This window comes from Vreelandella sp. H-I2 (assembly GCF_052959335.1).
On the sequence record NZ_JBRAMC010000004.1, the window covers coordinates 1 to 22,859 of the forward strand.

Here is a 22,859-nt window from a genome sequence, read left to right on the forward strand (position 1 = left end):
TCACCCGTCCGCCGCTCGTCAGCATCCCGAAGGACCTGTTACCGCTCGACTTGCATGTGTTAGGCCTGCCGCCAGCGTTCAATCTGAGCCATGATCAAACTCTTCAGTTTAAAATCATTGTGATCCTCACTCGCTAACCGACGGACTAGCCGACAGTAGCAAAAGCGGATCAAACTTGGCTCAAGGTTCAAACGAATTCACTGTGATATTCCTAAGAGTATCGTTGTGTTCGCCTGCCTTGATATTTAGTGATTTGTCACTAACATCAGCAAGCGCCCACATGAATTACCTGATCAAATTGTTAAAGAGCTGTTTCGCTGTGGTGGCTCATTGAGCTACCTGGCTGGCCGTTGACTTGGCTTGCCTCAGCGAGGAAGGCGTATTCTACGCATTTCCTGCTGGTTGTCAACATGCGATTTTAAAACCGCCAACTCGTTGACAAACCAAGGTTTTTACACCTTATGCACCGCTGGTAACGCTTGGCGTCCCCGGCAGCGGATGCGTACTTTACGGATTCGCTGCCGGGTTGGCAAGGGGGCGTTATAAAAAAACATGAAAAAGTTGTAACCGGCATTAGCTCTTGGTTTTTGCTTTGCGCATAACAGCCAAAAAAGGGCCTGAAGCCACGTAGGTACCAAACAGCAGTAGCAGCATCACGGAAGGCTCAACAGAGATCATTACGAAAGCCAGAACAATGGCCAACAGCACCACAAAGGGTACTGGCTTTTTAAAGTCGAGATCCTTGAAGCTGTAGTAGCGGATATTGCTCACCATTAATACGCCTGCTGCTGCCACCACTACCAACATCAATAGCTTGAAGCCAAAGGCATCCGCATCAAAGCTATGAAAAGTCCATACACTCGCGGCTACCAGCGCTGCGGCAGAGGGGCTTGGCAAGCCGATAAACCATTTCTTATCAACACTGCCAATCTGGACATTAAAGCGCGCAAGACGAAGCGCTGCGCAGGCAACGTAAAGGAAGGCGACCACCCAGCCTGTCTTACCAATGTCTTGAAGAATCCAGGTAAAGGCAACTAACGCGGGCGCCATACCAAAGGAAATCATATCCGCCAAGCTATCATACTCAGCCCCAAACTCACTTTGCGTATTGGTCATTCGTGCGACACGGCCATCCAAGCCATCCAGCACCATGGCAATAAAGATCGCGACGGCAGCTGAGGTAAACTCACCATTAATGCCAGCGACAACCGCAAAGAAGCCGGCAAAAAGCGCCGACGTAGTGAATAAGTTAGGAAGTAAATAGATACCCCGGCGACGAATCTTTTTACCATCCTCAACGGTCTCCTCAACCACTTCGGTTTCACGCAAGAAGGCAGTCGCCAAATCCTCGTTGCCAACGACTTCTGACTGGTCAGCATTGTCTGGCTGTTCAGCCTTACCAGCCTTATCAAGCTGGCCTGAATTTGGTTGCCCAGAGTTTGAGTGCTCTTGATCGCGAGCGTCCTGTGTCATAGGTTTCATCCATTAAAAGTGAAGTCACGTGAACAGTGATTGCTCTCATTCTACACGGTGAGTGCCACTCAGCCAGCCAATTGCTGCATTGATGCCCTGGGTGCCGAGGTCAGCGAGCGTTAACAAACTAATAACTAATAAAAAGCGCCGCTCCGGTGAAGAAGCGGCGCTTTTGCTTACGCTTAAGTGCTTGCTTTTAAAGCGACGTCTTTTCGGGCTTAAAGCGACAAAACCTTATCACCCCGGGCAATCCCCGAAACCCCCGTGCGGGCAACCTCAAGAATTCCCACTGGCGCCATGGCCTGCAAAAAGGCATCCAGCTTGCCCGCGTCGCCGGTGATCTGCACGGTATAGAGGCTTGGGGTGACATCGACAATTTGCGCACGGAAGATATCCACCGTGCGCTTCACTTCATCGCGCGCCGCACCAAGCGCTTTCACCTTGACCAACATCAGTTCACGCTCGATATGGTTACCTTCGGTGAGATCCACCAACTTAACCACATCGATCAGCTTATTGAGATGCTTGGTAATCTGCTCAATCACTCGGTCATCGCCCACGGTAGTCACCGTTAAGCGCGACAGAGACGGGTCTTCCGTGGGCGCCACGTTAAGCGTTTCAATATTGAAATTACGCTGGGAGAACAACCCGACTACACGTGACAGCGCACCCGGTTCATTTTCTAACAGAATCGAGATGATATGACGCATCAGGTACGCTCCGTTTTAGACAGCAGCATGTCACGCATGGCGCCTAACGGCACCTGCATCGGATAGACGTGCTCAAAGGGGTCGACCTTCACGTCAAGAAATACCAGCTCATGCTTGTCAGCAAACGCACGCTCTAGCGCTGGCTCAAGCTCGTCAAGCGTATTAACAGTAATCGCCGTAAACCCGTACGCCTCAATCAACATATGAAAGTCAGGTAGCGACTCCATATAAGAGTGAGCGTGACGTGATTTATAGTTCAAATCCTGCCACTGACGCACCATGCCCAGCGATGCATTGTTAAGGTTGACGATCTTAACGCCCACCCCGTACTGCTTACAGGTGGAGAGCTCCTGCATCATCATCTGGAAACTGCCTTCACCGGTGACACATACCACGTCATCATCCGGGAAGTTCTGCTTAATCCCCATCGCGGCGGGAAAGCCAAAGCCCATCGTGCCCAAACCACCCGAGGTAATCAGTCGGTTGGGTTTATCAAATTTGTAGTACTGCGCCGCGAACATCTGGTGCTGACCAACATCGGTTGTCACGTAGGCTTCGCCCCGAGTAACACGGCAAAGCGCTTCGACCACTTCTTGAGGCTTAAGCAATTCACCCGGCTTGGAAGACTCGTAAAGCTTGCCTTCACGATCGGCGCGCCAGCCATCAATTTTCTCCCACCACTCCGTCAATGCTTCAGGATGGGCAATCGTATGGCCCTGCACCAAGCTGATCATCTCATTGATAACACTGGAAGCCGGTCCCACGATCGGCACATCCGCACGCACCGTTTTAGAAATCGAACTTGGATCGACATCCACATGAATGATTTTGGCTGTGGGGCAGAACTTTGACGTATTGTTGGTCACGCGATCATCAAAACGCGCCCCAATGGCAATAATCAGGTCGGCATGGTGCATGGCCATATTCGATTCATAAGAACCGTGCATGCCCAACCAGCCCAAACACTGCCGGTCACTTTGAGGGTACGCGCCAATGCCCATTAAGGTGGTAGTAATCGGGTAACCCAACTGTTTGACCAGATCGGTCAGGCCTTCGCTGGCCTTGCCCGTCACCACGCCGCCACCGGTATAAAATACCGGGCGCTTGGCTTTGAGCATCATTTCCACAGCCTTTTTGATCTGCCCCGTATGGCCGCGCGTAACCGGGTTGTACGAACGCAGTTTGACCTTTTTCGGGTAAACGTATTCATAGCGCTCGGTGGGGGCGGTCATATCTTTAGGTATATCGACGACCACTGGGCCGGGGCGGCCGGTCGACGCCAAATAGAAGGCTTTTTTCAACACTTCTGGAATTTCAGACGGGTGGCGAATCGAGAAGCTATGCTTCACGATCGGACGTGTCACACCGACGATATCGGTTTCCTGGAAGGCGTCTTCACCGATCAAATGGCTCGCCACCTGACCACACAGCACCACCATGGGAATTGAGTCCATGTAGGCGGTGGCAATACCGGTGACGGCATTCGTAGCACCCGGGCCTGAGGTCACTAGCACGCAGCCCGCTTTACCCGAGGCTCGGGCATAACCATCGGCAGCGTGGGTAGCCGCTTGTTCGTGACGCACCAAAATGTGCTTCACCTTGTCCTGGCGGAAGAGTGCATCGTAAATATGCAGCGCTGCACCGCCGGGGTAACCATAAATGTATTCGATGCCCTCATCTTGCAAGAAGCGGGCGATCATATCTGCGCCGGAAAGCAGTTCCACTGTATTTCTCCCCTAGAGGTCTCGAGTGCGATCCACAGGACATCCTGTGGTGTCGAGTGCGGCGGTATGCCGCTGCCGGCCCATGCCGGCACCTGATGCCAAACCCTGGCATATGGCCCGGTTAGGGCCTGCACTCTCATCACGGCGGATCGCCGTGTCGGGGCGTTGGCCAGGTTGAGCGGTTAGCCCAGCCCGGAAGTCCTTCGGCGGGTAGAGGCCTTCGCCTACCCTTCGCGCGGGGATTAGGGGTTGCCCGTGGAGTCCGCGCCCGCAAATCAGGAACCGACAAGATTCCATTAGCGCTGGCAGCCTGTCAACCTCCTATCGGGGCTAGCCCACCAAAGGTAGTAAAAGCGTGCACAAAAAAGCCCCGCTGGCGCTCGCCAGCGGGGCTAATTGGGCAGGTTAATAAAGCAAGTATCAGCTTATGAGGTAAATACCAGTTTGCCCTCATCCGCATTGATATGAATGGTGTCGCCGGGTGCAAATTTGCCCCCCAACAGATCTTGCGCCAGCGGGTTTTCAATACGGCTTTGAATTGCCCGCTTGAGTGGCCGCGCTCCATACACGGGGTCGAAGCCGACTACCGCCAGTTGCGCCATGGCCTCAGGGCTGACCTCAAGTTTCAAGTCGTGCTCAGCAAGGCGGACCTTCAAGCGCTCCAATTGAATACCGGCAATCGCCTGAATCTGCTCCTGGCCGAGGGCGTGGAACACCACAACTTCATCGATACGGTTAATGAGTTCAGGCCGGAAGTGATTACCCACTACCTCCATGACCATGTTTTTCATCGCCTCATAGTCACGCTCTTGATCACCGCTAGGGTCGCCGCCCATGCGCTGAATAATATCCGAGCCCATGTTAGAGGTCATCACGATGACGGTATTGCGGAAGTCCACCGTACGGCCCTGACCGTCGGTTAAGCGGCCATCTTCCAACACCTGGAGCAGAATATTGAAGACATCCGGGTGGGCTTTTTCCACCTCATCAAGTAGCAGCACGGAATATGGCTTGCGCCGCACGGCTTCGGTTAAATAGCCACCCTCTTCATAGCCGACATAGCCAGGAGGCGCACCGATCAAGCGAGCTACGGAGTGCTTCTCCATAAACTCCGACATATCAATACGCACCATCGCCTCTTCAGTATCGAACAGGAAGTTAGCCAGCGACTTGCACAGTTCGGTCTTACCCACCCCGGTGGGACCGAGGAACAGGAAGGAGCCATTGGGACGATTGGGATCGGAAAGCCCCGCCCGCGAGCGGCGTACCGCGTTGGCTACCGCCTCGACGGCTTCATCCTGACCGATCACCCGCTCATGCAGCGCCTCCTCCATGCGCAGAAGCTTATCGCGTTCGCCTTCCAGCATTTTGGAGACAGGAATGCCCGTCCAGCGCGAGACCACCTCAGCGATCTCTTCCTCCGTGACGTTAGAGCGCAGCAACTGGTGACTGGAGGTGTCCGTTTCGCCTTCACCGCTTTCGGCAATTCGCTTCTCCAATGCCGGGATCTTGCCGTACTGAATTTCCGACATACGTCCCAAATCGCCCTGACGACGCGCCTGCTCCAGGTCAATACGCGCCTGTTCAAGTTCGGCTTTGAACTGGGCAGCACCTTGAATACTGGCTTTCTCGGCTTTCCAGATTTCATCAAGATCGGCGTATTCGCGCTCTAATTCGTGAATCTGGTTATTGAGTGCTTCCAGGCGCTTTTTGGTCGCCTCATCGGTCTCCTTCTTGAGCGCTTCACGTTCCATTTTGAGCTGAATCAGGCGCCGATCCAGGCGATCCATCTCTTCGGGCTTGGAGTCCAATTCCATACGGATGCGCGATGCAGCCTCATCGATCAGGTCAATGGCCTTATCGGGCAGTTGACGATCGGTGATATAGCGCGTCGAAAGCTTGGCCGCGGCAATAATTGCCGAGTCGGTGATATCCACGCCATGGTGCACTTCGTAGCGCTCTTTGAGGCCTCGCAGAATCGCAACGGTGTCCTCTTCGGAAGGCTCATCTACCAACACTTTCTGGAAGCGCCGCTCCAGGGCCGCGTCTTTCTCAATATATTTGCGGTACTCATCTAGCGTCGTTGCGCCCACACAATGCAGCTCGCCGCGGGCCAGCGCGGGCTTTAGCATATTACCTGCATCCATCGCGCCTTCGGCTTTACCGGCGCCGACCATGGTGTGCAGCTCGTCGATAAACAGGATCACCCGTCCCTCTTCCTGGGAGAGCTCTTTGAGTACCGCTTTTAAGCGCTCTTCAAACTCGCCGCGGAATTTGGCACCTGCCAACAGCGAGCCCATATCCAGCGAGAGCACACGCTTGTCTTTTAAACCTTCGGGCACTTCGCCGTTAACAATACGCTGAGCCAACCCTTCGACGATGGCGGTTTTACCCACGCCCGGCTCGCCGATTAAGACAGGATTATTTTTGGTGCGCCGTTGCAGCACTTGAATGGTACGGCGAATCTCATCGTCACGACCAATGACGGGATCGAGCTTGCCATCCAGTGCCCGCTGAGTAAGGTCGAGGGTGTATTTATTGAGCGCTTCGCGCTGATCTTCAGCGTTAGGATCATCGACCGTAGCGCCGCCGCGCAGGCTATTAATAGCCGCTTCGAGGGCTTTACGATTAATGCCCGCTTCTTTAAGCAACTTGGTAATCGCTGAATTCATTTCCAGCGCCGCCAACAGCACTAGCTCACTGGCGATAAACTGGTCGCCACGTTTCTGTGCTTCGCGATCGGTTAAATTGAAAAGCTTGACGAAGTCTCGAGAAGGTTGCACTTCGCCGTCGAACTGCCCCACCTTGGGCAAGTTATCTAACTGCTGTACCAGCCCATCGCGCAGGCGCGAGGGATTACCCTCGGCTTTTTCAATCAGGGCTTTAATACCGGTGTCTTTGGTGTCGATCAGGGCTAGCAGCAAATGTGCTGGGTCTAGCTGATTATGGCCGCGGCCAACGGCGAGCGACTGCGCCTCGGCAATCGCGCTTTGAAGCTTGGCGGTAAATTTATCAAAACGCATGAAGTTCCTCCTGGGGTAGCCGTGCGTTTGGACGCACCGCGTGACCCGATAACGTGTCATTAGACATGCTAAATCACTATTAGCTTGACAAGTTAAATGGCGTCAGTTCCACGCTTTTCAAGAGGTATTACAGTAAACCGCTGGCTTATGGGATCATTTATCGGCGTTAATTGATCCAGATCACGCTTGCCATGCGTCCCGTTTTGCCACCATCGCGACGGAAGGAATAAAAGCGCGATTCACAGGCGGTACAGAAGTGACCACCGCTTATGTGATTAACGCCCAACGCCTCTAACCGAAACCGCGCCAGCCGGTAAAGGTCGGCCATATAGTGGCCCAATCGATAGGGGCTATGGTCAAAAGCATCAGCGATATCAGGATGCACCGCCACAAAAGCGCCATAGACTTCCGGGCCAACCTCAAACTGGGCATTTGAAATAGCGGGCCCTAACCACACCAAAATGTCGTCGGGGTCCGTATTCATGGCGGCAATCGTCGCTTCCAATACACCGCCTGCCAAGCCGCGCCACCCTGCATGAGCAACCGCCACTTGGGTACCCGCTCGATTGCAGAACATCACCGGCAGGCAGTCTGCCGTCAGCACCACGCAAGCGTACTCGTTGGAGGTCGCAAGCGCGGCATCCGCGTCTGCAACATCAGGTTGGTAAACCTGCTGAACGCGGGCGCCATGCGTTTGGTTCAGCCACAACAGTGGCCGCTCATCCCCAATCTCTTTTTGCAACAATCGCCGACATAGCGCGACATGATCCGGGTTATCACCGACATGAGCGGCCGTATTAAAAGCAGCGAATTCACCCTGACTAGGTCCCGATTCGCGGGTGGTCACAAAGGCACGAACATTGGCCGGCGCAGGCCAGTCAGGCACTAAAAGCGTCGGCCGTAAATTTATGGCATCGCTCATCGCATCGTCTCATTATCTTCGCGCAGGTAATCCAACAACATTAGCAAATCATCGGGAAGGTCTGCCCGAAAGGTTAATGTTTCGCCACTTACCGGGTGTTTGAAAATCAATTTCCGCGCATGGAGAGCCTGGCGAGGAAACTCCCGCAAAATCTCCTTCAACGGCTCCGCCGCGCCTGGCGGCAACTTGGCACGCCCGCCATACATAGGGTCACCAATCAGCGGATAACGGGCATGGGCCATGTGCACCCTAATTTGGTGGGTACGTCCGGTTTCGAGCTTACAGCGCACATGGGTATGTGCACGAAACCGCTCAACCACACGAAAATGGGTAACCGCCGGTTTGCCCGATGTCGTCACCGCTTGGCGCTTGCGGTCTTTAGGATGACGGCCAATCGGCGCATCAATGGTACTACCCGATACCGGCTTACCAATGACCACCGCGTCGTATTGGCGCGACACGCTGCGTGCCTGCAACTGATCAACCAGGGCTGTTTGCGCAGGTAGCGTTTTTGCCACCATCATCAAGCCGGTGGTGTCTTTATCCAAACGATGGACAATACCTGCCCGGGGCACTTCCGCCAGTGCCGGGTGGTGATGGAGTAGCGCATTTAATAGCGTGCCATCCGGGTTGCCAGCGGCTGGATGCACTACCATACCCGCCGCTTTATTGATCACCATGACCGTGTCGTCTTCATAAACGACATCCAGCGCAATGTCCTGCGCTTCAAAACGCGTGTCGTCTTCAATAGTGGCCTGCAGCGCCAGCACTTCATGGCCATGCAGCTTTACTTTCGGCTTGGCTTGTGCGCCATCCACCGTCAACTCACCCGCGTTAATCCACGCTTTTAAGCGTTCGCGCGAGTAATCGCTGAACAACTCCGCCGCCGCTTGGTCCAACCGTGCACCGGCTAACGTAGCGGGCACGCGCTGCGTGTCTTCAACTATTCGAGACATGAAAAACCTCTTTAAGACGCAAAAAGCCCCAGCAAAGCGAAAAAATTAACCCCGGCCTGGAAAAACACCCGTTGACGACAACCGACGAAACGTCGCTAAGCCTGCGTTTTATGCCGAGGTGTTTTATAGTGGGCGGACTGCGACCTATTCTACCATTTCTACTTATGGCCATCGCCGCTTTTTGGTGATTGAGGCTTGTTTGCAACGAGGATGATGATGCGCGTTTTTTCAGCTGCCAACCGCTTTGGTGCTCTAGCCCTAAGCCTTGCCCTTTTAGCGGGCTGTGCGAGTAACGATACCAGCGAAGAAGAAGATGATGAATTTGCTGGTGTGCAGGAGCGTGAGCTCTATGAATTGGCCCGCACGGCCCTAGATAGCAACCGATACCCGATTGCGATAGAGCGCTTAGAAGCGCTAGACACCCGCTATCCCTTTGGCGCACATGCAGAGCAAGCACAACTTGAGCTGATCTATGCCTACTACGAAAACAGCGAATGGGAAGAAGCCCGGGCAGCAGCTAGCCGCTTTATTCGTCTTCACCCCGACCACCCGCAAGTAGACTACGCCTACTATCTCCGCGGCCTTTCTGCTTGGCAAGCGGGCCGTTTTAGCCTAGAGCGCCTGCGCCTGATTGACATCTCAAAGCGTGACTTGGGCGCCTCTCGAGATGCCTATAATGACTTCCGCGAGTTGATTCAACGCTACCCGCAAAGTGAATACGCCGCCGATGCTCAGCAGCGCATTGTCTACCTGCGCGAGTTGATGGCTCGCCATGAGCTGCACGTTGCCGACTACTACCTGCGCCGCGGGGCTTATTTGGCAGCTGTTGAGCGTGGCCGCTGGGTCATCGAAAACTATCCAGAATCCAGCGCTACCCGTGATGCATTGGCCACTATGGTAGAAGGTTACCGAGGACTAGACATGGATGATCGCGCCAGTGAAGTCTTAGCTGTACTGCAAGAAAACGCGCCAGACCATGAGCAGTTGCAGGGCAGTCGTTTTATACCTAAGCATTTAGATCAAAATGATTAAGGCTTTGAAAGGCCACACTAATTAAACGCTGTACAACTTTCGCTTACTAAACCACGCCTCGGCGTGGTTTTTTTGTGAGAGCACCTAGAAAAACATTAACTTTCAGCGACTCGCTAAAAAAAAGCACGACCTGTACAAATAATCGATATTATCTATACAAGTATTGTACAACTGTATATGATTAGCTTTCCTTAAATAAAAAAGCGCCTAAACGGCACCTGAGGGAGCAATCAATGTCACTTCTTAACGCCCGTTCTTCCAAGACCAAAATAAGCACACGCTTAACGCTAGGTTTTTCCACCCTATTGGGGCTGCTGATGCTGTTAACAGCGGTGGGTGTTTACCAGGTCAATCAAATTGACCGAGACCTAACGACAATCAATGACGTTAATGGCACTAAACAGCGCTTCGCGGTGGACTGGCGAGGCAGCGTACATGATCGCGCTATCGTGCTTCGCGATATTGTCATCACAGCAGGTAATGGCAACCTCAATTCACTTGAGGATGAAATGGAACGGTTGAGTGATGCATACCGTACCGCTACAACGGGTATGCAGCAGGTGACCAACGAGTATGCCGGTACTGCTGAAGAGCAGAGCATTATTGGTAGTATCAATGAACAAGCCACGCTCACACAGGGGTTGACCGAGCAAGTCATCGCAGCCCGCCAGGCAGATGAGTATGCCAATGCACAAACGCTATTATTGGAGCAGGCTGGTCCCGCTTACACCGAGTGGCTTAACCGCATTAATCAGTTTATCAATCTTCAGCAAGCGCTCAACGACGCGACCACGGCGACAGCCCGCGACACCGCCTCAGGCTTTCAAATGCAAATGTTGGGACTAACGTTATTTGCACTGCTGGTGGGCGGTTTGATAGCGGTGTTCTTATCCCGTCAATTGCTGCGCGAATTAGGTGCCGAACCCCATGAAGTTAAAGCGCTTGCAGAAGCCATTGGACGCGGCGAGCTAACCAGCCTTGGACACCTAAAGAAAGGCGATACCCACAGTATAATGGCGTCTCAAGTTGCGATGGCCCATCAGCTACAAACTATCGTGACGCAGGTTCGTGCTTCTGCAGAAGCAGTTGCCAGTAACAGCGAACAAATTGCTGAAGGCAATAATGACCTTTCCTCACGCACAGAACAGCAGGCAAGCGCTCTCGCAGAAACGGCTTCTGCTATGGAACAGCTTAATAGCACCGTTAGACTCAACGCCGAAAACTCAGAGCAGGCCAGCCAGGAAGCGACGAGCGCTTCACACACAGCTACCCGCGGAGGTGAAGCTGTGCATCAGGTGGTCGATACCATGAACGACCTGAATAAAAGTTCACAGGAAATTGCGGGTATCATATCCACGATTGATGCGATTGCTTTTCAAACCAACATCCTGGCCCTCAACGCATCGGTCGAAGCCGCCCGCGCTGGCGAGCACGGCCGTGGTTTCGCCGTAGTCGCAGAAGAAGTGCGTCGCTTAGCCCAGCGCAGTGCGGATGCCGCAAAAGAAATTAATACTCTGATTTCCAGCAATCTAGAGCGGGTCAACCATGGCAATGAACGCGCTGAAGAAGCCAGTAGATCGACTGAACAGATCGTCGCGGCTATCGAACGGGTAACCAGCATTATGAAGGAGATCAGCCACGCTAGCGCAGAGCAAAGTACCGGTGTTCAAGAAGTGGGCCGAGCAGTGACTGAGATGGATCAGGTCACCCAGCAGAACGCTGCCCTAGTACACGAGAGCGCCACCGCCGCCAATAATCTGCGCCAAAACGCTCACGCTCTTTTACATGCCATGGCCGTCTTTAAGCTGCCGAGCAATATGCATCCAAAAGCCCAACAGAACACCCCATTAACAGCTGCACAAACGCGCTCTAGTGCCGCCAACAAGCCCGCCCTGCCTGCCACCATAACGCAGCAGGCAGAACCTGAGTGGGCAAACTTTTAATCCCGGTTGCCGGGCTTGATAAATTTAGGATTCACAAAACTGAAGGTTGCTTAATCGCCGGGCTGCCAGCCATTTACAATCGGATAGCGGCGGTCCCGGCCAAAGCCGCGCGGGGTTACTCGCACGCCGATGGGTGCCTGTCGGCGCTTATACTCGCAACGATCAACCAGCTTAACCACTTTATAGACATCTTCATCGTCAAAGCCGGCAGCAATGATCGCTTCAGCACTCATGTCGCCCTCAATGTAACTCACTAAGATGGCGTCAAGTACATCATAGTCAGGCAACGAATCACTATCCTGCTGATCGGGTGCCAGTTCTGCGCTGGGTGGGCGTTCAATCACTCGTTCAGGGATGGCAGCCGATTGCGTATTACGCCAGCGAGCCAGGCGATACACCCAGGTTTTATAGACATCTTTAATCGCGTTATAACCACCCACCATATCGCCATACAGCGTGGCGTAGCCCACCGCCATTTCGCTTTTATTACCGGTCGTCAGTACCATCAAGCCTTTTTTATTGGAAATCGCCATTAGCAGCACACCGCGACAGCGCGACTGAAGATTCTCTTCAGTGGTATCTCGCTCGGTTCCTGCAAAGCTGTCTGCGAGTGTCCCCATAAACGCCTCTACCATGGGCTCAATGGGCATAACCTCGTAGTGCACGCCCAACATCTCGGCTTGCTCTGCAGCGTCCTGCTTGGAAATATCCGCCGTGTAGTGATACGGCATCATTACCGCCTGCACCCGCTGGGGTCCGAGCGCATCAACCGCAATGGCCAACGAGAGCGCCGAATCAATACCGCCGGAAAGCCCCAATACCACACCGTCGAAACCACTCTTATTAACATAGTCACGTAGCCCGGTAACTAGCGCGCAATAGAGACTCTCTTCCGGCTCTACCTCGGGATCGATCTCACCGGGCTGGGGCTCCCACACCGTCGCACTCGTTTGCAGAAACTGTATTGGCATTAAGCCTGCTTGCCAATACGGCGCCAACACCTGTACTTGCCCACTGGCATTAACACAGCAAGAGCCGCCATCAAACACCAGCTCGTCCTGACCACCAATGGTATTTACATACACAATGGGTCGGTTAACGTCTTGAGCGTGCAGCTCCAATAAACCCAACCGCTCAGCGGGTTTGTCTTGATGATAAGGCGAGGCATTCAAGCTAATCAGCACTTCAGCACCTGCATCAGTGGCAGCCCTAACCGGTACGCCATCCCATAGGTCTTCGCAAATCAAAATGCCTAACTTGGCGCCCTTATGCTCATAAACAAGCGGCTCAGTGCCAGACGTGAAGTAACGCTGCTCATCGAACACTTGGTAGTTAGGCAACGCCTGCTTGGCATACTCACCTTCCCACTGGCCGTTATAAAGCAGGCCAGCCAAGTTATAACAACGCCCTTCACGTACGCCGGGGTAGCCGATAATCACCAATACATCGCGGGAAATTTTCGATGCCATTTGGGCGCGAGCTTCACGCAGTCGGGCCTCCATAGAGGGACGCAGTAGTAAATCTTCCGGCGGGTAGCCCGACAAAAAAAGCTCAGGAAAGACAACAATATCTGCCCCATGCTCGATCCGCGCCTCACGTACTGCTTCAATCGCACGTGCGGCATTGCCGGGAATATCCCCGACCAGAGGATCGAGTTGGGCCATTACCAGCGTTAAGTCTTGCATGGGCGTTAAAATCTCTTGAGAATCTTTAAAATTGAGTTAACCGTCGCATACACATTGTCCCGCAAGGGCTGCCAACTGGCAAAGGCCATGCGACCATTCACCCCTTAAATCCCTAATTCGGGAGACAAAAGAAGGATGAACCTATTGATCATTCGGCTGATTATCTTCGCCGTTATATTCTATGCCGGTTTAAAGCTTTACGGCATCTACCGGCAACGTAAGCTCGAACATGAAGCGCAGCATAAACAGGTCAATCGCCATGAAGGTGGCAAAATGGTGCGCTGTCGCTGGTGCGAAGTACACGTACCTGAAGATGAAGCGTTGCGCGACCAGGAGCAGTGGTTCTGTTGCGGCGCGCATCGCGACCGCTTTTTACAAGAGCAGCAGGATAAAAATGAATCCCCTTAAGTGTGTATAAGTCGCTTTGGCGTGGGCTGGTAAGGCGCTGGATCAATCACCGGCTCACGTCCAAGCAGTTGGTCTACCAATAAATGGGTTGAGGCAGGCGCCAATACCAAGCCGTTGCGATAGTGCCCGGCATTGACGAATACATTGGGCCATTCCGGTAGCGCGCCAATAAACGGTATGCCTTCTGGTGAACCAGGACGCAAACCAGCCCACTGATGCGCTACCGGGCACAGCGCCAAGGCGGGCAGTATGGCTTCTGCGCTCTGCTTTAGCGATGCCAGTGCAGCCGCGTCAGTGGTCTTATCAAACCCAGCTTCTTCAAGAGTCGAGCCCACTAACAGCAAACCATCTGCACGCGGGATGATATAACGCCCATCTTTTAACACGACGCGCTGTACCAAGTCCTTGGGCGCTTGGTAGGTGATCATTTGCCCTTTTACCGGCCTTACCGGCAACTGCACATCAAGCTGAACCAGTAACTGAGCAGCCCAGGCACCCCCGCAAACAATAATTCGCTCAGCCTCTAATGGCCCCTGAGACGTCACCACGCCCTTCACTGGGCCATTTTTATGGATAAAGCCACTGACCTCGCACTGCTCTCTCAGCGTTACCTGAGGCATCGCGGTTAGCCGCGCCTTTAACGCTTTGGCCAAACGCGGGTTGCGCACACTGCCCAGCATCGGCATCCACAGCGCGCTGTCGCCAGCCATCACCACATTGGGCTCTTTCTTGTAGACGAAATCTTCCTCCACCCGTTCTAGCGGTTTACCCAACTGACGCGCCCAATGCAGTGCTTTTTCGGCATCGTCCACATTCAGGTAGAGCAACCCTTTTTGGCGATACTCGGGATCAATTCCCGTCTCTTCCAATAACCGAAGTGCCAACGAGGGGTAAGCACCTTCCGACCAACGTGACAGTTGAGATACTGCAGCACCGTAACGCCAGGGATACAGCGGCGAAACAATGCCGCCGCCAGCCCATGAGGCCTCCTGCCCACACCTACCTCGCTCGACCAGCGTTACTTGTTGCCCTGCATCAGCCAACTGCAGCGCCGTCATCATGCCGATCACGCCACCGCCAATAATTAAGAAATCGCTCACAAGATTGTCCGTTTTGGCTTACATAAAAAATAGTGGCTATCGCCTAGGCTGATTTAGCCGCCAGGTGATCAGGTCGTTAATAACGGGCAGTGAGCATAGCGCGGCCATAAACAAAATCAAGCCAGGAGAGGCGATGAACGATGGCCATAACAGCACACGTACCCTACCTAAAAACGGGTTTACGCTGCTTGAGCTACTGATCTCGCTATTACTGGTTGGCATCATCGCTGCCTGGGGGTTGCCCAATTTTCAGGCATTAGGCGAGCGTATTGCACAGACCAGTGAAGTCAACCGCTTCCAAAGTGCGTTTTCATTAGCGAGAAATACGGCGATCAGTCAACGCAGCCAGATTACGATTTGCCCTGCTTCTGAAGGTCGAACAGCTTGCGATAGCGAATGGAGTGGTGAGCTCATGATCATAAAGGGAGATAAAACAGATAGCGTTCAAGCCGACGACATTTTGCGTGTGATCCCAGCTCAAGAGAACACCGAGGTCGCTTACAGCCGCGGCTGGTCACGGATACGTTACAACTCAATGGGCTATACCAGCGGTTATAATGGCAGTTTTGCCATTTGTTCAGGCAACAGTGTCGAAAGCTCGATGGGTAAAAAGCTGGTGCTCAGCCAGTTGGGACGTCTGAGAATTGACGAAGCGCCTATCGATTGCTAGACGCTTCGTCCCAGAATGCAACGTTACCCGGCAATACCGTCCAAATAACGCTCGGCATCAAGCGCAGCCATGCAGCCACTGCCCGCTGACGTGATCGCTTGACGATAAATGTGATCCATCACATCGCCACAGGCAAATACGCCGGGCACACTAGTCGCAGTAGCATTACCTTCCAATCCTGAGTTCACTTTGATATAGCCGCCGTTCATGTCTAACTGACCAGCGAAAATGCCGGTGTTGGGGCTATGGCCAATGGCAATAAACAGCCCAGGCGCATGGACCTCTTTACTGGCGCCATCCTTGGTAGATTTAACTTTTATACCCGTCACCCCGGAGTTATCGCCAAGCACTTCCTCGACTTCCTGGAACCATTCAAGAACGATCTTGCCTGCCTCGACTTTCTCGAACAATTTATCCTGCAAGATCTTTTCTGCCCGCAGCGTATCGCGGCGGTGCACCAGGGTCACTTTAGAAGCGATGTTAGAAAGATAAAGCGCTTCCTCCACAGCGGTATTCCCGCCACCTACCACAATGACTTCCTGGTTACGATAGAAAAAACCATCACACGTCGCGCAAGCCGACACCCCTTGGCCCATAAACTGCTGCTCGGTGGGCAACCCCAGATAACGCGCACTGGCACCGGTAGCCACAATCAGCGCATCACAAGTATAAATGCCGCTATCGCCTTTCAACGTAAACGGTTTTTCACCTAAGCTGACCTCATGGATATGGTCAAACAGCACTTCCGTATTAAAGCGTTCGGCATGCTGTTTCATACGTTCCATCAATTCAGGGCCTTGCACGCCTTGAGCATCGCCCGGCCAGTTATCCACGTCGGTTGTGGTGGTCAGTTGGCCACCTGCCTGAATACCGGTGATCAGTAGCGGTTTCAGGTTTGCCCGCGCGGCGTACACGGCAGCCGTATAGCCTGCCGGGCCGGAACCAAGAATAATCAAACGCTCATGACGAGTTTCCATGACACCACCTTGTAAAGATCTGACTGATAGCTTTGTTGATAGCTGTCTAAATGATTTGGCAAAGATTCTGCCTGAAATGGTGCCAAGTACAAGCTATTGCAAGGTTTCGTCTACGCTATTAGGCGAAGAAACCTTGAAAGGCCCTAAACAAACACCCATGTTCTATTACTAAGTTAACGCCATGCTGGGGTAAGCCATACAGGGTTAAGCCATACTAAAGGAAGACAGTGACCGTCACGCTAAATGCAATACTCAGCAATTAGAGGAGAGAGACATGAGCAAGACACCCGATACGCTAAGCACCCTAGAGGTTGGCAGTACAACGTATCACTACTACAGCCTCCCCCAAGCGGCCGAGGCGCTGGGCAGCATCGACAGGCTCCCCAAGACGCTCAAAATTCTGCTCGAAAACCAACTGCGCTTCGCCGACGACGAGAGCGTATACCAAGAAGATATGCAGGCCCTGGTCGACTGGCAGACCGAGGGTAAATCCAGCCGTGAGATAGGTTATCGTCCAGCGCGTGTATTAATGCAGGATTTCACCGGCGTCCCCGGCGTGGTGGATTTAGCCTCCATGCGCGCGGCTGTCGAGAGCCTTGGCGAAGACCCAGCGAAAATTAACCCCCTTTCACCCGTCGACCTAGTCATTGACCACTCTGTAATGGTCGATAAATTTGGTAACCCCGCCGCATTCCAAGAGAACGTTGATATTGAAATGCAGCGCAACCGTGAACGCTATGAGTTTCTGCGCTGGGGCCAACAGGCGTTCGACAACTTCAGCGTAGTGCCCCCCGGTACCGGCATCTGCCACCAGGTCAACCTGGAATATTTAGGCAGAGCGGTATGGACCAAGGACGAAGACGGCAAAACCTTCGCTTACCCCGACACGCTCGTTGGCACCGACTCTCACACCACCATGATTAACGGCCTGGGCGTACTTGGCTGGGGTGTGGGCGGTATCGAAGCCGAAGCAGCGATGCTCGGTCAGCCGGTATCGATGCTGATACCGGAAGTCATTGGCTTTAAATTGACGGGCAAACTACGTGAAGGCATTACCGCGACCGATTTGGTACTGACCGTTACCGAAATGCTGCGTAAAAAAGGCGTGGTGGGTAAATTTGTTGAGTTCTACGGCGACGGTTTGAAAGACCTGCCGCTAGCGGACCGTGCCACCATTGCCAATATGGCTCCTGAATATGGCGCCACCTGCGGCTTTTTCCCGGTTGATGAAGAAACCTTAAACTACATGCGCCTAACCGGACGCGAAGATGAACAAGTTGCGCTGGTCGAAGCGTATAGCAAAGCGCAGGGACTATGGCGCGAACCCAACGACGAACCAATATTTACCGACGCATTGCACTTGGACATGACCGAAGTGGAAGCCAGTCTTGCTGGCCCCAAACGCCCCCAAGATCGTGTCGCACTGCAAGACATGGCGGCAGCCTTCAACAAGTTCATGCAGGAAGATACCAAGGCAAAACCCACCGAAAGGGGCAAACTCTCTTCTGAAGGTGGCCAAACCGCCGTGGGTATAGAGCGCAGCTTCGAACACGACACCAGCCGGGCCGTTAAGCTTAATGAGCAGGGCTTCAGCCTTGACCCCGGTGCGGTGGTCATTGCTGCCATTACATCGTGCACGAACACCTCCAACCCCAGCGTGATGATGGCAGCAGGCTTGCTAGCACGTAAGGCCCGCGAAAAAGGCTTAGTGACCAAGCCATGGGTGAAGACCTCCCTGGCGCCGGGTTCTAAAGTGGTTACCGACTACCTGGAAGCCGCTGGGTTAAACGATGACCTGGATGCGCTGGGTTTCAACCTGGTCGGCTACGGCTGCACAACCTGTATCGGTAATTCCGGCCCACTACCGGATGAGATTGAGCAGGCCATTAACGATGGCGATCTTGCCGTCGCGTCGGTACTTTCCGGTAACCGGAACTTCGAAGGCCGTGTTCACCCACTGGTTAAAACTAACTGGCTGGCGTCACCGCCCCTGGTGGTCGCCTACGCCCTGGCCGGTAACGTTCAGCGTGACCTCACCAAGGAACCTCTTGGTAAAGACAGCAGTGGCGAACCCGTCTACCTAAAAGACATCTGGCCCACTCAGGCAGAGATCGCCAGCGCCGTCGAGAAGGTCAATACCGCGATGTTCCGTAAAGAGTACGGCGCGGTGTTTGAGGGTGATGAGGTCTGGAAAGCGATCGACGTTTCAGAGAGCAAAGTCTACCAATGGCCTGAGTCGACCTATATTCAGCATCCGCCCTTCTTTGAGGGTATGGGACGCGAGCCGGATGCCATTGAAGATGTGCACAGTGCCCGTGTACTGGCGATGCTGGGTGATTCGGTGACTACCGACCATATCTCCCCGGCAGGTGCCATTAAGCCTGATAGCCCCGCTGGACGCTATCTGCAGGAGCACGGTGTAAAGCCAGTCGACTTTAACTCTTACGGCTCACGTCGGGGTAATCATGAAGTCATGATGCGCGGCACTTTCGCCAACGTGCGGATCAAAAATGAAATGCTCGAAGGCGTCGTCGGTGGTGAAACACGCCACGTGCCCAGCGGCGAGCAGATGGCTATCTACGATGCGGCCATGAAGTACAAAGAGGAAGGTAAACCGCTTGTCGTGATCTCCGGTAAAGAGTATGGCACCGGCTCTTCGCGGGATTGGGCGGCCAAAGGCACCCGTCTGCTAGGCGTTCGCGCTGTTATCGCCGAGTCCTTTGAGCGCATTCACCGCTCTAACCTGATCGGTATGGGCGTTGTGCCGCTTCAGTTTGCAGAAGGCGAAAGCCGTCATACGTTGGGATTAACCGGCGATGAGGAGATTTCGATTGCCGGTTTAAGCGACCTGACACCGGGTGGCACGGTCAAAATCGTGATCAAAAATGCCGAAGGTGAACGTAGCGTTGATGCCAAGTGCCGAATTGATACGGTAAACGAGCTGGCTTACTACCGCCATGGTGGTATCCTCCACTACGTGCTGCGCAAGATGATCGGCGCAGCCTAGCGGTAAAACTTACCAATGCTTGCATGCCCCCACCTCGGTGGGGGCTTTTTTTTTAGAAAGCGCGACGACGGTAGGAGCGGTAATCCGGCGACCAGGATGCTTTCTCAATCAACTCTCGCAGCGTCGTGCCACTGGTTTTCAGCGCCACGCCGTTCTGCTGCGCCTGTGCGGCCACCTCAAAAGCAATCGACTTGCTGATATCGCGAATACGCGACAGCGGCGGCAGCAGTGCGCCTTTGCCCTCTTTAACCAGCGGTGCTTCACGGGCCAACGCCCGCGAGGCACTCATCAACATCTCATCGGTCACTCGATTAGCGCTGGCGGCTATCACCCCTAAGCCAATGCCTGGGAAGATATAGGCATTGTTACACTGAGCAATCGGATAAGTGCGGCCGTTGAAGACAACCGGCGCGAAGGGGCTACCAGTCGCGACCAAGGCCTGGCCATCGGTCCAGCGAATGACATCTTCCGGCACAGCCTCTGCTTGGGAGGTAGGATTAGAGAGTGGCATGATAACCGGGTGTTCACAGCCAGCGTGCATCGTGCGCACGACCTGCTCGGTGAAGATACCGCGCTGACCGCAAACACCGATCAATACCGTTGGCTTGATCTGGGCAATTGTCTCTTCCAGGTCTTGACCATTCCACTCGGCCACCAGCGACGGGTCGTGGGCTAAACGGCGCTGAAAATCGCGCTGCCACTCTTGATCGCTGGTCATTAGGCCTTCTCGATCAACAATGAAAATGCGCGCACGCGCTTCGCTTTCGGTCAGGCCTTCGGCTTCCATGGCGACGACTACCTGTTCAGCAATACCACAGCCCGCAGAACCGCCACCGACAAATACCACACGTTGGTTGGCAATGGTTTCTTCGCGCGCCTGGCAGGCTGCCATCAACGTACCGACCACCACCGAAGCCGTGCCTTGTACATCGTCGTTAAAACAGCATAGGTCATCGCGGTAACGCTCTAACAGCGGCACCGCATTGGCCTGGGCAAAGTCCTCAAACTGCAGCAGTACATTAGGCCAACGACGTTTAACCGCGGCAATAAACGCCGCCATAAAAGCGTCGTATTCTTCCTGCCCCACCCGCTCGTGGCGCCAGCCCATGTACATAGGGTCGTCTAACAGCGCTTTGTTATTGGTGCCCACATCAATCATGATCGGTAATGTGTAGGCGGGACTGATGCCGCCACAGGCGGTATACAGCGCCAGCTTTCCAATCGGGATACCCATGCCCCCGATACCCTGGTCACCCAGGCCTAAAATCCTTTCACCATCGGTCACCACGATCACTTTGACGTTATCTTTCGTGGCGCTGCGCAGGATGTCATCCATATATTCGCGGTCAGGGTAGCTAATAAACAGCCCCCGGTGGTTACGATAAATATTGGAGAATTCCTGACACGCCTGACCGACCGTAGGGGTATAGATGATCGGCAACATCTCTTCAAGATGCTGAGAGACTAAGCGGAAATAGAGCGTTTCGTTATCGTCTTGAATCGCGCGCAGATGAATATGTTTCTCAAGATCGCTATGGCACAGTTGGTACTGCCGATAGACCCGCTCCAACTGGTCCTCAATGGTTTCCACTTTTTGGGGTAGCAAACCAATCAGGTTAAACGCCAAGCGCTCCTGCTGAGTAAACGCGCTGCCTTTATTCAATAGCGGCATTTCGAGCAAAGAAGGACCGGCGTAAGGAAGGTATAGGGGGCGTTTACTTTGGGTAGTCATAAGCACTCTCTTTTTATGTCAATCACTGCTGCGATGCAGCAATATCAGGCGTTTGCGGCGTTTGGTCGTAATGTAACATGCTCCTGCGACAAAGGTGGAAGAGACCGACGGTGAAGATATAAAAACGCCTCGGTTGAATAAGACTCAAACCGAGGCGCTACTCTTCTACTTTAGAGCTTTATTTTAAAATTAGCTCGTTTTTGCAATTGGCTTTCGCCCCTCTACGCCCCCAAAAAAGAAGGGCCTTAGCTTTACACCCAGCATATTGCCGGCGAACGCAGCGACCAACCATACCCAGCCGTGCAGGCTACCCGACGCAATGCCGCTGAAGTAGGCGCCGATATTGCAGCCATACGCCAAGCGCGCACCATAGCCTAACATGAGGCCGCCAATCACAGCTGCCAAAATGGACTTTAGCGGAATATTAAAATTAGGGGCAAAGCGACCGGCCAGGTTAGCCGCAGCAAGCGCGCCGAGCATGATACCAACATTCATTACGGTAGTGATATCGCTCCATACGCTGGCCTCAAGGGCCGCTGCATTGCCCGGCGCTTGCCAATAGCCCCACTGGCTTACATCTCCGCCAACAAGCTCATAGCCCTTGGCGCCCCACAGTGCGAACGCTGATGTAATCCCCCATGGCCGGCCTGCCAATGCCAAGGTGACAAAGTTCAAAAGCGCCAGCGCTACGGCGCCAGCGACCAACGGCCAAGGTCCTGTCAACCAGCGCTCGTAACCGTGCTTATTGACGCTAGGCGCCTGCTCTAACTGCCCATGCCGACGCTTCTCCATCACCCAGGTAAGAGCAGCTATGGCTGCAAACAGCACGAGACTAATCGCGATCCCACCACTCACCCCGGCAACATTGACCAGTGATACCGGCTGGAAGGCAGGTAAGCTCTGCCACCAGGCAAAGTGCGCCGAGCCGATTACTGAGCCGACAATAAAAAATACCAGGGTGATCAACATTCGTGCGTTACCCCCACCCGCCGTAAACAGCGTACCCGAAGCGCAGCCACCGCCTAACTGCATACCCAATCCGAATAAGAACGCCCCCACGAGCACCGAAATACCAATAGGCGCTACAAAGCCCGACACCTCATTACCAAACAGAGTGCCAGCGCCGAGTGCAGGGAAAAACAGCACCACAGTGATCGTCAGCATCACCATCTGTGCGCGCAGGCCGCGCCCTCGCCGCTCGGTAATAAAGACACGCCACGCCGAGGTAAAACCAAATGCAGCGTGATACAGCGCCATGCCAAACAGCCCACCAACAATCATCAATAGGCCTATATGAGCCTCAAACACTACCCCTATAAGCAGCGCACCCAGCACAATCGCCACCGTGGCGATCAACGATACTCGATAACTCTGAGGCGCAGTAACCGCCGTAGTCGACATACATTCACCTTTAGCAATGCTAAAAGCGCCTGTCACAAAACAGGCGCTTTTAGTCAGTATGGATAATGGTGACAAGCTTAACGCTGCCACTATAGA

The 22,859-nt window shown here is 53.8% G+C and carries 16 protein-coding genes and 1 rRNA gene; 5 read left to right on the top strand and 12 right to left on the bottom strand.

Annotated features, from left to right (window positions below):
- The 7 genes from ACUVOF_RS10790 to rluD all read right to left on the bottom strand — a co-directional run.
- Window positions 1-110, bottom strand: a 16S ribosomal RNA gene (locus ACUVOF_RS10790); the annotation flags it as partial.
- A 463-nt stretch (window positions 111-573) separates the two neighbouring features.
- On the bottom strand, window positions 574-1,482 hold the full coding sequence (pssA, locus tag ACUVOF_RS10795) for a CDP-diacylglycerol--serine O-phosphatidyltransferase (protein ID WP_447044356.1): 909 nt from the start codon (window positions 1,480-1,482) through the stop codon (window positions 574-576).
- 209 nt (window positions 1,483-1,691) lie between these two features.
- Window positions 1,692-2,183, bottom strand: coding sequence for an acetolactate synthase small subunit (gene ilvN / locus ACUVOF_RS10800; RefSeq protein WP_007113940.1), 492 nt, complete (start codon window positions 2,181-2,183; stop codon window positions 1,692-1,694).
- Window positions 2,183-3,907, bottom strand: coding sequence for an acetolactate synthase 3 large subunit (locus tag ACUVOF_RS10805; protein WP_113269485.1), 1,725 nt, complete (start codon window positions 3,905-3,907; stop codon window positions 2,183-2,185). The genes ilvN and ACUVOF_RS10805 overlap by 1 nt, the downstream gene beginning before the upstream one ends.
- A gap of 425 nt (window positions 3,908-4,332) precedes the next feature.
- Entirely contained in the window at window positions 4,333-6,930 is a 2,598-nt protein-coding gene (gene clpB, locus ACUVOF_RS10810; RefSeq protein WP_447044357.1) for an ATP-dependent chaperone ClpB, read from the bottom strand.
- Between the two features lie 166 nt (window positions 6,931-7,096).
- The gene (gene pgeF / locus ACUVOF_RS10815; protein WP_447044358.1) at window positions 7,097-7,852 is read right to left on the bottom strand and encodes a peptidoglycan editing factor PgeF; all 756 of its coding nucleotides are present in this window, start codon (window positions 7,850-7,852) and stop codon (window positions 7,097-7,099) included.
- Complete coding sequence (gene rluD / locus ACUVOF_RS10820; protein WP_447044359.1) at window positions 7,849-8,808, bottom strand: 23S rRNA pseudouridine(1911/1915/1917) synthase RluD; 960 nt, start codon at window positions 8,806-8,808, stop codon at window positions 7,849-7,851. Before rluD ends, pgeF begins: the two co-directional genes overlap by 4 nt.
- Window positions 8,809-9,024: 216 nt before the next feature.
- Here rluD and ACUVOF_RS10825 point away from each other — a divergent pair, with 216 nt between their 5' ends.
- Window positions 9,025-9,840: an outer membrane protein assembly factor BamD gene (locus tag ACUVOF_RS10825; RefSeq protein ID WP_447044360.1), complete on the top strand. Its 816-nt coding sequence runs from the start codon at window positions 9,025-9,027 to the stop codon at window positions 9,838-9,840.
- A 233-nt stretch (window positions 9,841-10,073) separates the two neighbouring features.
- Complete coding sequence (locus ACUVOF_RS10830) at window positions 10,074-11,783, top strand: methyl-accepting chemotaxis protein (RefSeq protein WP_447044361.1); 1,710 nt, start codon at window positions 10,074-10,076, stop codon at window positions 11,781-11,783.
- Between the two features lie 50 nt (window positions 11,784-11,833).
- Here the strand turns inward: ACUVOF_RS10830 and ACUVOF_RS10835 are convergent, their stop codons facing one another.
- Window positions 11,834-13,468: an NAD+ synthase gene (locus ACUVOF_RS10835; protein WP_447044362.1), complete on the bottom strand. Its 1,635-nt coding sequence runs from the start codon at window positions 13,466-13,468 to the stop codon at window positions 11,834-11,836.
- Between the two features lie 135 nt (window positions 13,469-13,603).
- Here ACUVOF_RS10835 and ACUVOF_RS10840 point away from each other — a divergent pair, with 135 nt between their 5' ends.
- Window positions 13,604-13,876, top strand: coding sequence for a PP0621 family protein (locus ACUVOF_RS10840; protein ID WP_447044363.1), 273 nt, complete (start codon window positions 13,604-13,606; stop codon window positions 13,874-13,876).
- Here ACUVOF_RS10840 and thiO read toward each other — a convergent pair.
- Window positions 13,873-14,976 carry a glycine oxidase ThiO gene (gene thiO, locus ACUVOF_RS10845; protein WP_447044364.1) on the bottom strand — a complete coding sequence of 368 codons (1,104 nt, stop codon included), beginning with the start codon at window positions 14,974-14,976 and terminating at the stop codon, window positions 13,873-13,875. The genes ACUVOF_RS10840 and thiO overlap by 4 nt on opposite strands.
- Before the next feature lie 133 nt (window positions 14,977-15,109).
- On the opposite strand from thiO, the gene ACUVOF_RS10850 reads away from it, so the two are divergent.
- Window positions 15,110-15,646, top strand: coding sequence for a GspH/FimT family pseudopilin (locus ACUVOF_RS10850; RefSeq protein ID WP_447044365.1), 537 nt, complete (start codon window positions 15,110-15,112; stop codon window positions 15,644-15,646).
- 23 nt (window positions 15,647-15,669) lie between these two features.
- Here ACUVOF_RS10850 and trxB read toward each other — a convergent pair whose 3' ends face one another.
- Entirely contained in the window at window positions 15,670-16,623 is a 954-nt protein-coding gene (trxB, locus tag ACUVOF_RS10855; RefSeq protein WP_447044366.1) for a thioredoxin-disulfide reductase, read from the bottom strand.
- A gap of 274 nt (window positions 16,624-16,897) precedes the next feature.
- On the opposite strand from trxB, the gene acnA reads away from it, so the two are divergent.
- Window positions 16,898-19,630, top strand: a complete 2,733-nt coding sequence (acnA, locus tag ACUVOF_RS10860; protein WP_447044367.1) for an aconitate hydratase AcnA — start codon at window positions 16,898-16,900, stop codon at window positions 19,628-19,630.
- A 52-nt stretch (window positions 19,631-19,682) separates the two neighbouring features.
- Here the strand turns inward: acnA and ACUVOF_RS10865 are convergent, their stop codons facing one another.
- Together ACUVOF_RS10865 and ACUVOF_RS10870 are read right to left on the bottom strand one after the other, a co-directional pair.
- A complete protein-coding gene (locus ACUVOF_RS10865; protein ID WP_447044368.1) occupies window positions 19,683-21,362 on the bottom strand; it encodes an NAD-dependent malic enzyme in 1,680 nt (559 codons plus the stop codon).
- 189 nt (window positions 21,363-21,551) lie between these two features.
- The gene (locus ACUVOF_RS10870; RefSeq protein ID WP_447044369.1) at window positions 21,552-22,763 is read right to left on the bottom strand and encodes a YeeE/YedE family protein; all 1,212 of its coding nucleotides are present in this window, start codon (window positions 22,761-22,763) and stop codon (window positions 21,552-21,554) included.
- Between the last annotated feature and the right edge of the window lie 96 nt (window positions 22,764-22,859).

Coding starts and splice junctions, on each gene's coding strand:
- ACUVOF_RS10830 (WP_447044361.1), top strand. CDS start 10,074: ATGTCACTTCTTAACGCCCGTTCTTCCAAGACCAAAATAAGCACACGC.
- ACUVOF_RS10840 (WP_447044363.1), top strand. CDS start 13,604: ATGAACCTATTGATCATTCGGCTGATTATCTTCGCCGTTATATTCTAT.
- trxB (WP_447044366.1), bottom strand. CDS start 16,623: ATGGAAACTCGTCATGAGCGTTTGATTATTCTTGGTTCCGGCCCGGCA.
- pssA (WP_447044356.1), bottom strand. CDS start 1,482: ATGAAACCTATGACACAGGACGCTCGCGATCAAGAGCACTCAAACTCT.
- rluD (WP_447044359.1), bottom strand. CDS start 8,808: ATGTCTCGAATAGTTGAAGACACGCAGCGCGTGCCCGCTACGTTAGCC.
- ACUVOF_RS10835 (WP_447044362.1), bottom strand. CDS start 13,468: ATGCAAGACTTAACGCTGGTAATGGCCCAACTCGATCCTCTGGTCGGG.
- clpB (WP_447044357.1), bottom strand. CDS start 6,930: ATGCGTTTTGATAAATTTACCGCCAAGCTTCAAAGCGCGATTGCCGAG.
- ilvN (WP_007113940.1), bottom strand. CDS start 2,183: ATGCGTCATATCATCTCGATTCTGTTAGAAAATGAACCGGGTGCGCTG.
- acnA (WP_447044367.1), top strand. CDS start 16,898: ATGAGCAAGACACCCGATACGCTAAGCACCCTAGAGGTTGGCAGTACA.
- ACUVOF_RS10870 (WP_447044369.1), bottom strand. CDS start 22,763: ATGTCGACTACGGCGGTTACTGCGCCTCAGAGTTATCGAGTATCGTTG.
- ACUVOF_RS10825 (WP_447044360.1), top strand. CDS start 9,025: ATGCGCGTTTTTTCAGCTGCCAACCGCTTTGGTGCTCTAGCCCTAAGC.
- pgeF (WP_447044358.1), bottom strand. CDS start 7,852: ATGAGCGATGCCATAAATTTACGGCCGACGCTTTTAGTGCCTGACTGG.
- ACUVOF_RS10865 (WP_447044368.1), bottom strand. CDS start 21,362: ATGACTACCCAAAGTAAACGCCCCCTATACCTTCCTTACGCCGGTCCT.
- ACUVOF_RS10850 (WP_447044365.1), top strand. CDS start 15,110: ATGAACGATGGCCATAACAGCACACGTACCCTACCTAAAAACGGGTTT.